We start from the raw sequence: 14,534 nt of genomic DNA, 5'->3' as shown, positions 1-14,534 counted from the left end.
TGACAGGTGTCACAGCGGCAGGTGTATCGCGAGGTGGACAGGCGTATCGGTGGGTTCAGGCGTTCAGTGCCCGTTCGCGTCGCGCTGATTCGGCGAGCGGATGCCGTAGCGCGCCATGCGCCGGTACAGCGTCATGCGGCTCACGCCGATCTGCCGCGCGACCGCGCTCAGGTTCCAGCTCGCGGCGCGCAGGTACTGCATCAGCAGCATGCCTTCGGGCGGCAGGCGGTGCGAATCGAATTCTTCGACGATCTGCGCGGGCTCGACCACGCGTGCAACCGGCGCGGCGGTGCCGCCGAAACCTTCGGGCAGATCGTCCACGTCGATCACATTGTTCGAGCACACCGCGCGTGCATAGCGCAGCACGTTGCACAACTCGCGCAGATTGCCGGGCCATGCGTGCTGATGCAAACGCTCACGCGCTCCCGGCGACAACGCGACGGCGCCGCGCGTGCTGTCGTTGCCGTCGTTGCCGTCGTCGAGGAACTTGCGGATCAGCCAGTCGAGGTCGCTGCGCTCACGCAGCGGCGGCAGCGTGAAGCGCGCGCCGTTCAGGCGGTAATACAGGTCTTCGCGGAAGCGTCCGTCCTGCATGAGTGCGTCGAGCGAATGATGCGTCGCCGAGATCACGCGCACATCGACAGAAACGGGCCGCGACGCGCCGATCGCCAGCACTTCGCCTTCCGCGAGCACGCGCAGCAAGCGCGATTGCAGCGCGCGCGGCATGTCGCCGATTTCGTCGAGAAAGAGCGTGCCGCCGTCGGCTTCCTGGATCAGGCCGCGCTTGGCCTTGGCGCCCGCGCCGGAAAAGCTGTTCGGCAGATGCCCGAACAATTCGCTTTCGATGAGCGTCTCCGGAATCGCCGCGCAATTCACCGCGACGAACGGCCCCGCGCGCCGCGCGCTCGCGCGATGCAGCGCCTTCGCGAAAAACTCCTTGCCGCTGCCGGTTTCGCCGTTGACGAGCAGATTGATCGGCGAATCGACGAGCTTCGCCGCGCGCTCCAACTGACGCGCGAGCGCGGCATCGCCACCGCACAGCGCGGCGAGCGGTGCGGGAACCGCGACCGTGCGCGCGTCCGCCGCATCCGCCGCGTCCGACGTCTTCGCGGCCGGCGTGAAACACGGCGCGGGCGGCATCACGCTGAGGTACAGAAGCGCGCCGCTTTTCGCGAGCGGCACCGCGCGCAATTCGCTCGGCCGCGAATACACGAAGCGACCGAGTTCTTCGAGACGTGCATCGAACAGCGCGTCGAACGGCACGCCGATCAGCGACGCTGACGCTTCGCGCGTCACCACGCCCGGCGCGATCGGCCGGCCGATTTCCGCGGCGAGCATCGTCTGCGCGCGGCGATTGTGTCCGACGATGCGTCCGCCCGCGTCGAGCGCGATCAGATATTCGGGATCGACATCGACGAATTCCGGCGACGCGTTCAGCTTCAAAATCCAGTCCTGCCGATGCGTGCGCAAGAAGTTCGCGTTCTCGATATGCCCCGCATAAATGCGCACGAGCTGCAGCGCGAGATTCTGGCTGTCGCGCGCTTGCGGCGACATGAGCGCGGAAATGTCGAGGATCGCGGCGAGCGTGCCGCGCGAATCGTAGAGCGGCGCGGCGGTACAGGTGAGCGGAATGTGCGTCGCGTCGAAATGGTCGACCTGATGCACGGTCAGCGCCTGACCCGTGGCGAGCGCCGTGCCGACCGCGCACGTGCCCGCGCCCGTTTCGCTCCATTCCGCGCCGAGATAGAGCCCGGCGCGACGCAGCGCGAAATCCGTGTTCGTGTCGCCGATGTAATCGACCGTCACGCCCAGCGCGTCGGTAAGCAGCACGACATAGCCCATGCCCGCGACTTGCTCGTACAGCGTTTCGAGCCCGTGGCGCGCAATGCGCGCGAAATCGTCGATACGTTGCTGATGCTCGCGCAGACGCGTCTGCGGCAGAATGCGCGCCTCCTGCATGCGCGCGGGATCGAGCCCGTACTGATGCACGCAGCGCCGCCACGAACTCTCGATGATGCTCTCGTGCGCACGCAGCGGCGCGGGCGCGGATACGGCCGCATCCGCACGCGTGGTTGCCGCGACGACTGCCTCGATGTGCTCGCGTTGCCGCATGTCCATCGTGCTCTCCTTGGTGTCTCCGTGACGCGCCGGGTACTTGGGCCACGCATTCGTCGTCTGCGCGCGAGCGCGGAATTCACCGATTCGCACGAGCGTGTATCAGGACATATGATGCTCGAATCGGCAGGACGCGTCATGCGGCGAGAGCGCTGCGCCGCAGCAAAAACACGCGCCTGACGACCGGCGCATCCGCATCAAAAAACGGGAGATGAACGATGGCGAAGATCGCTTACGAAGACTTCGAGCGGAAGGTCGTGCAGCATCACATCATCAAAGGCAACGTGTACGAGAACGGCACGGCGCTCGTCGAGCGCGCAAACAAGTGGATTGAAGAGAGCGGAATTGATGTGCTGAACGTCGAGAGCCTCTCGACGTTCGGCGCCGGCGACGATACCAGCGTCAGCCACTGGTATTCGGGCATTCGCGTCTGGTATCGCACGGCATAGGAAGGTTCGACAGCGGCCGCGAAACTTAGCCGCGCCCGACGAACGGCATTTTCGTTGCCATCACGGTGTGGAACAGCACGTTCGCTTCGAGCGGCAGATTCGCCATGTACAGTACCGACTGACCGACGAACTTCACGTCCATCATCGGTTCGACGGCAATCTCGCCGTTCGCCTGCGGCACGCCGCGCGACATGCGTTCCGACAACTCGGTGAGCGCGTTGCCGATATCGATCTGACCGACCGCGATGTCGTACTTGCGGCCGTCGAGCGAGGCGCTTTTCGTGAGGCCTTGCACCGCGTGTTTCGTCGACGTGTAAGCGGCCGAATTCGGGCGCGGCGCGCTGGCGGAAATCGAGCCGTTATTGATGATGCGACCGCCCATCGGCGTTTGCGTTTTCATCGTGCGGAAAGCCTGCTGCAAGCAATAGAACATGCCGTTCAGATTGACGTTGACGACGCCCTGCCATTGCTCGGGCGTCCAGTCCTCGAACGGTCCCGGCGGATTCGAAACACCTGCATTGTTGAACAGCAGATCGACGCGGCCGAAGCGCTCGGTCGTCGCCTTGAAGAGTTGTTCGACGGACTGTGGATTGGAGACATCGGTCGGAACGGCGAGCGCGCGACCGGCGGCACCGCTTTCGTTGATCACGGCGTCGAGCGGCGCGGCGCGCCTTCCCGCCAGAACGACCGACCATCCGTCGCCGAGCAAGGCCAGCGCCGCCGCCCGGCCGATGCCGCTGCCCGCCCCGGTAACGATGGCGATTCGTTGAGACTGGTTGGCTGCGTCAGACATGTCGGCGTTCTCCTGTTGTGTCGCGCGCAACAGGTGCGCGCTTGAATTGGGAGAACATTATCGGCGAATGCGCGATGTAGCGCCGCGCCTTTTACCGCGTCACCCTCGCATCAACGATTGCGCGACGCTTCCGTCGTGACCGGACCAGCCGTCGCGCGCACGCCGCTGCCGTCGCAGAAAACGGCGGTCATCATCATCGGCACGATCTGCTTCACAACCGCCGTGCTGCCCGATTCCCGCACTTTCGCCTCGACCGTTTCGGCCGCCGCGAGCACCACGACGCCGTACGCGGAATCGTTGATCGGCTGGCCGCTGCCGCGCTTGAACATGTCGTCGCCCTGCTCGTAGCCCAGCACGGCATAGACGCGAAAGCCATATGCCGTCAGCTCGCTGCCTTGAGTCGGCTTGAACGCGTTGACGGAGTTGGCCTCGACGCGCATCGGGCGTGCGTCGATGGATTTATCGGCGACGAGCGGCGCAATAAAACGATGCGCGCTGGATTTGCAATCGAGTTGACTGTCGAGAGATGCCGCGTCGCACAGGCTGGGCAGCAGTCCCCCGACCACGGCAGCAAATGCGGTAAGCGTTGCGAGAGGAACGGTTTTCATGGCAGCGGTAACCAACGGTTCGTAAGGCCGACACGGATGCTCGGGCAACCGTCTCGATGCAATAAGCGAGCCAGCAAACCGGCCCGAACGTCGCGCGCGCTGCATTGTTCCCGCAAGGGCTTGGTTTCGTATTTGTTGGTTGACGTCTTCGACCGTGGCGCTTCGCGCAATCCTCGTACTCGTAAGTGACTTCTACAATCGTTTTTGTAGTCGAGGCAAATACAGATTCTGCGCTTCGACCACGGGCGTCTGTACGAGATCCCTCAATCTTTTCTTTTCGATGCGTCCGCCCGATGACAGCCCGCACTTCGCCGGTGCGAAACACGATTTTCGCGAAATGGTTATATTCGGCGCTTCGACCTTCGAGGACCTTACATGACCGCACTTGCCGACTTCCCGATCACCCGCAAATGGCCCGCTCAGCATCCCGAGCGCATCCAGCTCTATTCGCTGCCGACGCCCAATGGCGTGAAAGTCTCGATCATGCTCGAGGAAACCGGCCTGCCCTACGAGCCGCATCTCGTGCGCTTCGACGCGAACGATCAGCTGTCGCCCGAGTTTCTGTCGCTGAATCCGAACAACAAGATTCCCGCGATCATCGATCCGGACGGGCCGAACGGCGCGCCGCTTCCGCTGTTCGAGTCGGGCGCGATTCTGGTTTATCTCGCGGCAAAAAGCGGCCGCTTCATGCCCGACGACATCGCGAAACGCTACGAGACGCTGCAGTGGCTCATGTTCCAGATGGGCGGCATCGGGCCGATGTTCGGGCAAGTCGGTTTCTTTCACAAGTTCGCCGGGCGCGAGTACGAGGACAAGCGGCCGCGGGCGCGCTATGTGGCCGAATCGAAGCGACTGCTCGCCGTGCTCGACCAACGGCTCGACGGGCGCGACTGGATCATGGGCGACGAATACACCATCGCGGATATTTCGGTGTTTCCGTGGGTGCGCAACCTGATCGGCTTTTACGAGGCGCGCGAACTGGTCGATTTTCACGAATTCGCGAACGTCGAGCGCGTGCTCGCGGCGTTCGTCGCGCGGCCGGCCGTGCAGCGCGGGCTCGACATTCCGAAGCGCAACTGATGCCACCTTGCCCGCGTTTCGGCGCGGGCGCGGTTGTCACACAACCGTCTTGATGCGCCGGTAGATTGCGCTCTTCGAAAACGTCTGATGATTCACCGGCTCGCGCCATGCCGCGCGCCGGTCCCGGACTTCCTCGCGCAATCATCTCCTCTACCGGAACATGTCAAAGCTCACCGTCAAGGCGCGCCTCGCGATCGTCACGGGCGCGGTTGCCGCCGTGCTCGTCGCTGTCGGCGGCGTCGGATTATTCGGCGTCCAGCAAGGCAATGCCGCGCTGCGTCACGTCTTCGAAGGCCGCGCGCAGGCGCTGCAAACCATTTCGACCATCGACGAATTCATCACGCAAAGCCAGTTCTCGATCAGCGACGCCGTGCTCGACCCGTCCGCGCAGAAAACGCAGACCGTCGTGGCCGCCACGCAGCAGCGCATCAACTCCGTCGATGCCCTGCTCGCCCGCTATCTGCGCTATCCGCTCGACGCGACCGAAGCGCCACTCGCCAAGCGCCTCGCCGCCGACTGGGCCGCGCTGCGCGACAAGGGTTTTCGCCCGACCGCGAAACTGCTCGCCGCGAACAATCTTTCTGAAGCGCAGTGGATCGTGACGCAGCAGATCGAGCCGTCCGCCCGGCGCGTCAAGGCGGAAAGCACCGAACTGCGCGCCTTTCAGCTCACCGCCGCGCAACGCGAATACGACGACGCCCAGCGCGTGAGCCGCATCGTGCAATGGACGGTGGGCGCGTGCGTCGTCGCGGGCGTCGCGCTGGTCGGCTGGCTTTGCCTGTCGATGGCGCGCACGCTGATCCGGCAACTCGGCGGCGAACCGGCGGTCGCGGCGAGCATCGCGCGACGCGTCTCGCAAGGCGATCTGCTGACGGACGTGCCCGTCGCTCCGGGCGACACGCAAAGCCTGATGCACGCGATGCGCCTCATGCGCAGCCAGCTCGCGTCGATGGTCGGCGACATCAAGCGCTCCACGGACACCATCGGCATCGCTGCAGCGGACATCACCGAGGGCAATCACGCGCTTTCGGCGCGCACCGAGGAACACGCCGCGAGCCTGCAGCAAACCTCGGCGAACATGGAGCAGATCGCGACGACGGTGCGCGCCAACGCCGATCACGCGAATCGCGCGCGCGAGCTCGCCCGCGAAGCGTCGGCGCGCGCGAAGGACGGCGAGCGCGCCGTCGCTGACGCGATCGCGCGCATGACCGATCTGTCCGCGCGTTCGTCGCAGATCGGGCAGATTACGGACGTCATCGAATCGATCGCTTTTCAGACCAACTTGCTCGCGTTGAATGCGGCCGTCGAAGCGGCGCGGGCGGGGTCGCTCGGGCGCGGCTTCGCGGTCGTCGCGGAAGAAGTGCGCGCGCTCGCGCGGCGTTCCGCGGGCGCCGCCAAGGAAATCTCGCAACTGACGCGCGAAGTGAACGAACAGGTCGAATCGAGCGGCTCGACGGTGAAACGCGCGGGCACGACACTCGCCGATCTGCTCGATTCCGTCGATGGCGTGTCGAACCTGGTGGAAGCCATCGCGACGGCTTCGCGCGAGCAAAGCGGCGGCATCGACGAAGTGAACGACGCCGTCTCGCAGATGGATCGCCTGATGCAAAAGAACGCCGCGCTCGTCAATGAGGCGGCAAGCGCCGCGCTCTCGCTCGACGCACAGACGCGCGAACTTCGACTGACCGTGCAGGCGTTTCAGGTTTAGGCGCTCGGCATCGGCCAGTCGGCTATTTCGATTTGAAGGTCGCCGCGCTGGCCATCCACTGATCGCGCGGCGTCCTGCGGCGCTCGCGGCGCGTGCCGACCTTGGCGCGCATCTGATACGTCGCCGGGTGGCCTTGCGCGGTGATCTGATTCCAGCCGCTGCCCGCGCTCACGTTGAACGCGCCGATATAGCCGCCCGGCAACATCGCCGGAACAGGCTTTTTCAGATGCTTGCAGTAGTCGAACTGCGCGCTGCCCGCCTTGCGCGACGTCTCGAACCACGACGGAAACACGAAATCCGATACGCGCACGCCGTCGATGTCGTAACCGAGATCGTCGGCTTCGCAGGCATCGCAGATTTCGTAGGCATAGAGCACGCCTTGCGTGGCGTTCGGCTGCACGAATACCGTCAAGTTGATGTCGGGATCGGCGAGCATTTCAAGCAGTTCATGGCTTGCGGTGACCGTCCACTTGTTGCCGTACTGCTGATCGGTCTTCGCGAACACCTTGCCGAGCGGCAGGCCTTCGTTGGTCACGTCGTGATAGCCCAGCGCGCCCGCCTGATCGGAGTTGTCGAGGATCGACAGCCACCAGGTCCCCGGCGCGGGCTTGCCCTTTTTCTTGACGAACGTGAGATCCGCGTCGATGCCCCAAGCGGGCGCGAAATGCTTGCTGACCTGCGTCTGCAAGGCCGGCACGGCGGCCTTCACTTCGTCATCCGTCAGAACGGTGCTCGCATTGATGACGGAAATTTTGATGTTGGCCATGTCTGTCTCCTTCCGAAGTGTTTCGGGCGCCGGCGCGCACTGCGGAGGTTATGTCACGGATGCCGACTGCGCGCACCCCCGCATTCGCGGCCATACGAGCGGTGGCATTTTTGGCACGACGACGAAAATCGCCGAACGGGTTCACAATGACGTGCGACGCGCGCGAATTTCACACGTCAGGTGAAATGCGTTACGCATCAATGCCTTGGCCCGGCGATGCTCAGGATATCCACATGCTTGTCCAGCGAAACTGTGGACAACCGCTGCACGCCTTGCGCCTTCGAAAAGACTTGTTCGATGCTCAAGTTCGATGTTCAAGGGTGGTGACGCCTATGAATACTCTCTCCTTCTCCCTTTCGGCTCGCGCTCTCCGCCCGCGACGCTTTCCAGCCATCGCCGCCATCGGACTGATTTGCGCTGCGGCTCATGCGCAGACGCAATGTCCGGGCTACGTTGAGACCGATGCCGGCAGCGCGTTCGACATCGCCTCGATCATCAAGGACACGGGTTCGCCGCAATCGGCGCTGGACAAGGTGCGCAACGCGGTCGCGCGCGTCAACGCGGGCGGCGGCTGCTCGATCTTCCGCGACCGGCTCGCGTGCGAGGAAACGCTCGCGCTCGCAAACAAGGCGATCGTCGCGCTGAAGGCGTGCGCGTCGACCGGTGCGCCGAAAGGCGCCGCGCGCGGTTGATCGAATTCGCGCTCAGAATTCGCGCGCATAAAAAAACGCGTGCCGCCCGTTGAGGCGGCACGCGTTGTCGAGCCTGCCCGATCTTTCGATCAGGCCGCCGGCAAGATCAGCGATCCAGGAACGGACGCAGCTTGTCGGCGCGGCTCGGATGCATCAGCTTGCGCATGGCCTTGCTTTCGATCTGACGAATACGCTCGCGCGTCACGTCGAACTGCTTGCCCAATTCTTCGAGCGTGTAGTCCGACGCCGTGTCGATACCAAAACGCATGCGCAGAACCTTCGCTTCGCGCGGCGACAGTGCGTTGAGCGCGTCGTCGATTGCAGCGCGCATGTTTGCATGCACGGCGGCTTCCGCCGGAGATGTCGCGCCCTGATCCTCGATCATGTCGCCAAGCGTTGCGTCGGCATCTTCACCGACCGGCGTTTCCAGCGACACCGGCTGCTTCGCGATCTTGAGAATGCCGCGGATCTTTTCCTCGGGCATTTCCATGCGCTCGGCGAGCACCGACGGATGCGCTTCCTGACCGGTCTGCTGCAAGATCTCGCGCGAAATGCGGTTCAGCTTGTTGATCGTTTCGATCATGTGAACCGGCACGCGGATCGTGCGCGCCTGATCGGCGAGCGAACGCGTCACGGCCTGACGCACCCACCACGTCGCGTACGTCGAGAACTTCCAGCCACGGCGATATTCGAACTTGTCCACCGCCTTCATCAGACCGATGTTGCCTTCCTGGATCAGATCCAGGAACTGCATGCCGCGGTTCACGTACTTCTTGGCGATCGAAATCACGAGACGCAGATTCGCTTCGATCATCTCGCGCTTGGCCTGACGCATCTTCAACTCGGCAGCCGTCATCTGACGGTTGATCTGCTTGAGTTGCTTGAGCGGCATCTGCACCATGCTCTCGATGTCGATGAGCTTTTGCTGCTCGGCCTGGATAGCCGGCAGGCTGCGCTCGAGCGACGCGCCGTATTGCTTCGCACCGGCCGCGCGCGTCGTCCATTCGAGATCGGTCTCGTGACCCGGGAACGATTCGACGAACTTCTCGCGCGGCATGCCGCAACGGTCCACCGCGATCTGCAGCACGCGACGCTCGATCTCACGCACTTGCGCGACTTGCTGCTGAACGTCGACGCACAAACGGTCGATGGTCTTCGCCGTGAAGCGGATCGAACCGAGTTCGCGCTGAATCTCGGCACGCGCTTTTTCGACGACCTTCGCCGCCGCCGCGCCCGAACCCTTCGGCGCGCTGGCCTGTTCCGCCAACTCGCGCACGCGTGCGAAGATTTCGAGGCAATCCGCCTTCAATTGCTTGAGACGCGCTTCGTTCGATGCGCTGGCGTCGCCGCCCTCGAGATCGTCTTCGTCGTCCGAATCATCGTCGGATTCTTCGGTATCCGTATCGATCTCGGTTGCGTCGTTTGCATCGGATGCCGAAATTTCTTCTTCCAGATCCTCTTCCTTCAGACCGTCGACCAGATCGTCGATCTTCAGTTCGCCCGACTCGACTTGCGCCGCGTCCGCGAGAATGGTCGCAACGGTCGACGGACATGCCGCGATCGCCTGGATCATCTCGTGCAGACCGTCTTCGATACGCTTCGCGATGGCGATTTCGCCGGCGCGCGTGAGCAGCTCGGTCGCGCCCATTTCGCGCATGTACATGCGTACGGGATCGGTCGTGCGGCCGAACTCCGAATCGACCGTTGACAGCGCGTTCTCAGCTTCCTCTTCCGACTGCTCGTCCGCGACGACGCTCGGGGCGTTATCGCTCAGCAGCAGCGTTTCGGCATCCGGCGCCTGCTCGTAGACAGCGACGCCCATGTCGTTGAACGTGCTGACGATCGTTTCCATCGCCGCGGTTTCGGCGAAGTTATCCGGCAGGTGGTCGCTGATCTCGGCGTGCGTCAGGTAGCCGCGTTCCTTGCCCAACTGGATGAGCGCGCGCATTTGACGCTGACGCTCTTCATTCTGCTCCGCGGTCATTGCGACATCGGGCTGCATCGTGCCGGTCTGGCCCTTGCCTTGTTTCGCCCGTCGGCCTGCTGACCTGCGCGCCGGCGCGACGATGTCCAGCTCCGAATCTTCCCGATCAAAACTTGCCATACTTTCTCCTCGACAGGTTTGCTCGGCGACGACAGATCCCCGGAGCGAGCGTAACGGCTCGCGATGATATCGATGACAGCTTCGACCACGGACGGCTGCTGAAAATCGCATCGAGCAAAGCACACGAACCGCAATCACGCGCGGTTAGCGTTTTTGAAACGCCCTATCAGGCGCAACCTTAGAGTATATCAGTATCTGCTGCGGCGCAGCACCTGTTTCAAAAAGTTTCTTCGTGTGCGTTACGTGCGCATTTCATCTGATGAAATGCGCCCTTTGTGGCTGTTGCGCGATGTCACCACGATCGTCGCCGAAGAGGATCGTGTTCACGCGCCAGGCGCTGCTTCGCCGGATATTGCTCGCAATAACGAATCAAGCGGAAACAACGGTTTCGCTGATTTGCTACGCGGTTCTGCAGCGGCCCTTGGTTCTCTAGTTGGGGCGAAACCGGCTTGCTTCAAGCGAAGAATCTGCTTCAAATCGTTGAGTTCATTTCGGAAATTGCGATTCGGCGTCGCGCGATTCTGGACGGTTTGAAGATCGCCGTGTGTCGGCGCTTGTTCGTGGCGATTGAACGTGTCGCAGGCTTCAGGCGCGGGCGGCATCGCCCGGGCGATTTGGCCTGCACGTACGGCGCCAAGGAATTCACGCGCCCAGTTGCCCGCATGCACGCGCGGCTGCGCTTCTTCACGATGCTTGATGACGATCGTCTTGGCGTCGTCGGAAATCCGATAGCTGCGTAGACCATCCCGGCTCACGAACGATTCGCCTCTGAGATCCGCAATTTCGCTAGCGACCTCCTCGGCACGTTGACGCTGCTCCGTCCGCTCGATGACGGCGACGCGCTGCGTGCGGACACGATAGGCGAAATCGACTGGGGCGCGCAGGAGCGTGCGCAGGTAGCTGATCGGATAGGTCGCGCGGCGCAGGTGTTCCCAACTGGCTTCGACGACATCCGAAAGAAGCTTGCCGTGGCGCTTGGCTTCGCGCATCAGTTTGAAAACGAGAAATTCACGAAATCCCAGAGGCAGCAGGCGCTGAAGGTCAGCCGGGACGGTGCCTGGTTGTCCCTTTTGATGAATAGGGTATAGATCCTTATATATAGCGCCGTCTGCCATCGTGGCAGACGGGACGGCAAATGAAGGATCCAGTTCGGGCTTCGTGACCTGCTCCGCGCGCGCGTCGTCGGACGAAACGGTTTCGGCGGCAGGTTCGATCAACCCGAGCAATTCGGCAGATTTCGACGTCAGGTGAAGATAGGCACGCCCGAACAGGCCGGCGTCGCCATAACGTTTCTGCGGCGGGCGGGTGATGAATCCCGCCTTCTCCAGATCGTCCAGGCTTCTATAGAACGTGCGCATCGACTGCATGGCTCGACCGGTTAGCAATTCCCTGCGCGCGAAGATAGCGGCGTAAGGGCGCGCGGCATCCACGGTACGTGCGAGCGCTGCAAGCAAGCCACGAGCGCGAGCGGGAAGCGCCGACGTGTGGTTCGCCCGATGAGCAGCGCGAAAGATGACCCAAGGAAGGTTCGATCGATCACACGCGTACTCTTCGAGCGCCTCTCGATCGTCTGTCTCGAGCGGCGTTTCAGGATTCTGCAGGCGAGAAGTGACCTCGCCTGCAACGGAATGTTGCGCGATAAGCATGTCAAATGCGTCCATTTCGAAAAATGGAGGACAAACGCTTGACTGCCCATCGCGATCCGCTAAACTTCGAGGTGTGCACTCGTGACCCGATTGGCGTCGGGAAGCGGACCGGGCGATCAGCAGTAAAGCCCGATATTCAAAAGCCTTCGGTTGGCGCCGAAGGCTTTTGTCTTTCTAGCGTTTGCTAGTTACATAGAGACCTCTTTGTTGCGAATTCTTCAAGTGGTTGATTTAACAAGAGTTTCTACTAGGGTCGATCTAACCGTACTTGCGGCGTTTCTGGTAAGTGTCTGATTTAAAAAGAAAACCTACTAGAGCTTCACTCCTGCTCCGACTCGCTCAACGTTTTGTTGATGAAATCGGCGATGCGCTGCCCCCACTGCTCGACGTCTGACGAATCTTTCTCGAAGAAACGAACGCCGACGACGCCGTTGCGAGTTGAAATCTCGCAGACCTTCCTTCTTCCCGATCGAACAACAGTCGCACTCGGCGCCACGGTGCGCGGCTTCTCTGCGGCAAACGCAACCGCCTTATCCTGAGTAAAGCTTTCGTCGTCGATCAGGCGGCGAACTGCCTCGACCACTTTGTCCGACTTCCCTGCCTCGGTCAGCGCCGCAAGTTTTTGCGCCGCGTTGCTTCCCAGTCGTTCGGGTTTCTCGGCGAGCGCCGTCTTGGCTGCTTCGGGAAGTGCGTCAAACGAAAAAATGCGCGTGACATGACTTTTGCTCAAACCCGCGCTTTCGGAAATCTCGGTACGAGAAAGCCCGCTCAACTCTTGAAGGCGCTTGAAGTTCCAATACTTCTCGAAGTCGGTAAGCGACGGCGACAGCAGGTTCGAGAAGAACGCTGCAAACTCGATTTCGCCTTCTTCGATAGAAGCCACGTTTGCGCGAATAGTCGTGCGACCAAGATCGCGATACGCGGCGACGCGATTGTGTCCGGCGATGATCTCGAATCGCGCATCCGGCAGTACGCGCACCAAAATTGGCGTGGCGAGCGCATGCTGGGCGAGGTTGTTCTTCAGCTCCTGAAACTGCTCCGAGGTCAGCTTGCGCCGACGCCCTCGCACCTCAATAAGCGAGTCGAGCGGCACCTCGAGTGCCGCCCGCTCTTCGAGTTGCACCTCGAGTTCTTTGATCCGTGCCTGCGCCGTATTGATGCGATGTTGCGCATCCATCAAGCGGCCCGGCGATGTGCGTGCCTCCGTACTGGCCGGCCGCGGCTGCAAGCCATCCGCAGGCTTGCTGCCGATGTTCGCGGTTTTCGCGAGGAGTCTGTCCCCGATACCCATTTACGCCTCCGTCTGATTCCAAGCGCGAACGAACTGCGCGTCGAGGTGTTCGGCGAGCCGGTCGAGCGGCTCTTTGAATCGGTTATATGCGGCTGTGCTGCCATCCGGTTTCGACAGGTCGTAGACGGTCGACAATTGCGCCGATGCGCCCTTGGGAACGGTCGACTCCGGAATCTCGAACGGCAGCACGCGATCGCCGTATGCTTTTTGCAGCCAGCCGCGCACGACGCGCGATACGTCGTCGGACTTGGCTTTGGTCAGGATCACGTTGACGAAGTCGAAACGCTTCTGCTCCAGCACGCCGGGCAGCTTCTTCGCGATATCGGCGAAGAGGTGCCAGAATTGTGTGGAGCTGGCGAAGTCGAGCGCCTCGGGCGGGCAGGGCAGCAGAATTGCATCCGATGCCAGCAGGGCGTTGATCGTCAGGTAGCTGAGCGCGGGCGGCGTGTCGATGATCACGGCGTCGTACTCGTCGGTGAGCGGCATCAGGCCACGACGCACGATCTCCCAGAATTCGAACGTGCTGTCGTTCAGGACCTTGGCCGGGATCTCGAACTCGGCGTCGAAGAGAGACGACGACGCCGGAATCAGATCCAGGTTGTGCCAGTAGGTCTCCTGCACCGCATAGTGCAAGGTCTCGCGATCGCCGTAGATGAGCGGCAGCAGCGTCTGATCGTCCGAGATTTCGGCGTCCGGCGCCCAGCCGCATAGCTGCGTGGTAGTGCCTTGCGGATCGCAATCGATGACGAGCACCCGGCGGCCGAGCAGCGTCAGCGCTTGCGCAGCGGACACGGCCGTGGTCGTCTTGGCGACACCGCCCTTGAAATTGGCCACCGTCACAATGCGTCCGCGCTTGCCCTCGGGCCGGCGCGGACGTTCTTTCGTCGCGCGGATCCAGTTCAAGGTTTCCTCGAGCGTGAATTCCTTGCTTCGGCCCGCACCCTTCGACGTCCCGGCGGGCAGATCACCCTTGGTGGTCAGGTATTGAAACCGCTGCTTGTCGATGCCGCACAGCGACGCCACCTGGGAGCTCGTGAATGTCGGCGCGCTCTTGCGCGGATACGGCTCCAACATTGCATCGCGGATCTGGTTGAGAATATCAGTGGCTTGGGCGGCCACTCCCAGTAGCGTTTCGATCGAAACGGATTGATCGACTTCGGGAAGCCGAGCGCTTAACATGGAGTTCGCAGTCACTGGCGGGCCTGGGTAAGCAAATAATTCTTCGGTTTGTGGAAAACAAGCTGCAAACCGAAGAATAAACGGCGAACCGGTAAACCTCAAG

12 protein-coding genes are annotated in these 14,534 nt (G+C 62.3%); 4 read left to right on the top strand and 8 right to left on the bottom strand.

Features of this window, described 5'->3' with window-relative positions:
- Window positions 1–63 precede the first annotated feature (63 nt).
- Window positions 64–2,118, bottom strand: coding sequence for a sigma-54-dependent Fis family transcriptional regulator (locus BRPE64_RS24745; RefSeq protein ID WP_044043652.1), 2,055 nt, complete (start codon window positions 2,116–2,118; stop codon window positions 64–66).
- Between the two features lie 215 nt (window positions 2,119–2,333).
- Between BRPE64_RS24745 and BRPE64_RS24740 the strand changes: the two genes are divergently transcribed.
- Window positions 2,334–2,564 (top strand): hypothetical protein, encoded by a 231-nt coding sequence (locus BRPE64_RS24740; protein ID WP_016347656.1) that lies wholly within the window; start codon window positions 2,334–2,336, stop codon window positions 2,562–2,564.
- Window positions 2,565–2,589: 25 nt separating this feature from the next.
- Here the strand turns inward: BRPE64_RS24740 and BRPE64_RS24735 are convergent, their stop codons facing one another.
- A complete protein-coding gene (locus BRPE64_RS24735) occupies window positions 2,590–3,357 on the bottom strand; it encodes an SDR family oxidoreductase (protein ID WP_044043651.1) in 768 nt (255 codons plus the stop codon).
- 110 nt (window positions 3,358–3,467) lie between these two features.
- Entirely contained in the window at window positions 3,468–3,965 is a 498-nt protein-coding gene (locus BRPE64_RS24730; protein WP_016347654.1) for a hypothetical protein, read from the bottom strand.
- Between the two features lie 375 nt (window positions 3,966–4,340).
- Here BRPE64_RS24730 and BRPE64_RS24725 point away from each other — a divergent pair, with 375 nt between their 5' ends.
- Together BRPE64_RS24725 and BRPE64_RS24720 are read left to right on the top strand one after the other, a co-directional pair.
- Window positions 4,341–5,045: a glutathione S-transferase N-terminal domain-containing protein gene (locus BRPE64_RS24725; protein ID WP_016347653.1), complete on the top strand. Its 705-nt coding sequence runs from the start codon at window positions 4,341–4,343 to the stop codon at window positions 5,043–5,045.
- A 160-nt stretch (window positions 5,046–5,205) separates the two neighbouring features.
- Window positions 5,206–6,753, top strand: a complete 1,548-nt coding sequence (locus tag BRPE64_RS24720) for a methyl-accepting chemotaxis protein (RefSeq protein WP_016347652.1) — start codon at window positions 5,206–5,208, stop codon at window positions 6,751–6,753.
- Between the two features lie 22 nt (window positions 6,754–6,775).
- On the opposite strand, the gene BRPE64_RS32005 is transcribed toward BRPE64_RS24720, so the two are convergent.
- Window positions 6,776–7,519: a Bll5312 protein gene (locus BRPE64_RS32005; protein WP_016347651.1), complete on the bottom strand. Its 744-nt coding sequence runs from the start codon at window positions 7,517–7,519 to the stop codon at window positions 6,776–6,778.
- A 332-nt stretch (window positions 7,520–7,851) separates the two neighbouring features.
- Here BRPE64_RS32005 and BRPE64_RS24710 point away from each other — a divergent pair, with 332 nt between their 5' ends.
- Window positions 7,852–8,211 (top strand): hypothetical protein, encoded by a 360-nt coding sequence (locus BRPE64_RS24710; protein WP_016347650.1) that lies wholly within the window; start codon window positions 7,852–7,854, stop codon window positions 8,209–8,211.
- Between the two features lie 106 nt (window positions 8,212–8,317).
- Here BRPE64_RS24710 and rpoD read toward each other — a convergent pair whose 3' ends face one another.
- The 4 genes from rpoD to BRPE64_RS24690 form a co-directional block, all read right to left on the bottom strand.
- Window positions 8,318–10,315, bottom strand: coding sequence for an RNA polymerase sigma factor RpoD (gene rpoD, locus BRPE64_RS24705; RefSeq protein ID WP_016347649.1), 1,998 nt, complete (start codon window positions 10,313–10,315; stop codon window positions 8,318–8,320).
- 323 nt (window positions 10,316–10,638) lie between these two features.
- Window positions 10,639–11,961: a replication protein O gene (locus tag BRPE64_RS24700; protein WP_232519319.1), complete on the bottom strand. Its 1,323-nt coding sequence runs from the start codon at window positions 11,959–11,961 to the stop codon at window positions 10,639–10,641.
- 319 nt (window positions 11,962–12,280) lie between these two features.
- Window positions 12,281–13,252, bottom strand: coding sequence for a ParB/RepB/Spo0J family partition protein (locus tag BRPE64_RS24695; RefSeq protein ID WP_144063536.1), 972 nt, complete (start codon window positions 13,250–13,252; stop codon window positions 12,281–12,283).
- Window positions 13,253–14,431, bottom strand: coding sequence for a ParA family protein (locus BRPE64_RS24690; RefSeq protein WP_016347646.1), 1,179 nt, complete (start codon window positions 14,429–14,431; stop codon window positions 13,253–13,255). It abuts the gene before it with no gap.
- Between the last annotated feature and the right edge of the window lie 103 nt (window positions 14,432–14,534).

The organism is Caballeronia insecticola, assembly GCF_000402035.1.
GTDB classification, from domain to species: domain Bacteria; phylum Pseudomonadota; class Gammaproteobacteria; order Burkholderiales; family Burkholderiaceae; genus Caballeronia; species Caballeronia insecticola.
Note: the sequence above shows the minus strand (reverse complement) of the source record. Positions and strands in the feature narration are given on the sequence as shown.

Excerpts from the sequence above, each read along its gene's own strand:
- BRPE64_RS24745 (WP_044043652.1), bottom strand. The coding sequence starts at position 2,118 with ATGGACATGCGGCAACGCGAGCACATCGAGGCAGTCGTCGCGGCAACC.
- BRPE64_RS24690 (WP_016347646.1), bottom strand. The coding sequence starts at position 14,431 with ATGTTAAGCGCTCGGCTTCCCGAAGTCGATCAATCCGTTTCGATCGAA.
- BRPE64_RS32005 (WP_016347651.1), bottom strand. The coding sequence starts at position 7,519 with ATGGCCAACATCAAAATTTCCGTCATCAATGCGAGCACCGTTCTGACG.
- BRPE64_RS24730 (WP_016347654.1), bottom strand. The coding sequence starts at position 3,965 with ATGAAAACCGTTCCTCTCGCAACGCTTACCGCATTTGCTGCCGTGGTC.
- BRPE64_RS24695 (WP_144063536.1), bottom strand. The coding sequence starts at position 13,252 with ATGGGTATCGGGGACAGACTCCTCGCGAAAACCGCGAACATCGGCAGC.
- BRPE64_RS24710 (WP_016347650.1), top strand. The coding sequence starts at position 7,852 with ATGAATACTCTCTCCTTCTCCCTTTCGGCTCGCGCTCTCCGCCCGCGA.
- BRPE64_RS24700 (WP_232519319.1), bottom strand. The coding sequence starts at position 11,961 with ATGCTTATCGCGCAACATTCCGTTGCAGGCGAGGTCACTTCTCGCCTG.
- rpoD (WP_016347649.1), bottom strand. The coding sequence starts at position 10,315 with ATGGCAAGTTTTGATCGGGAAGATTCGGAGCTGGACATCGTCGCGCCG.
- BRPE64_RS24725 (WP_016347653.1), top strand. The coding sequence starts at position 4,341 with ATGACCGCACTTGCCGACTTCCCGATCACCCGCAAATGGCCCGCTCAG.
- BRPE64_RS24735 (WP_044043651.1), bottom strand. The coding sequence starts at position 3,357 with ATGTCTGACGCAGCCAACCAGTCTCAACGAATCGCCATCGTTACCGGG.
- BRPE64_RS24720 (WP_016347652.1), top strand. The coding sequence starts at position 5,206 with ATGTCAAAGCTCACCGTCAAGGCGCGCCTCGCGATCGTCACGGGCGCG.
- BRPE64_RS24740 (WP_016347656.1), top strand. The coding sequence starts at position 2,334 with ATGGCGAAGATCGCTTACGAAGACTTCGAGCGGAAGGTCGTGCAGCAT.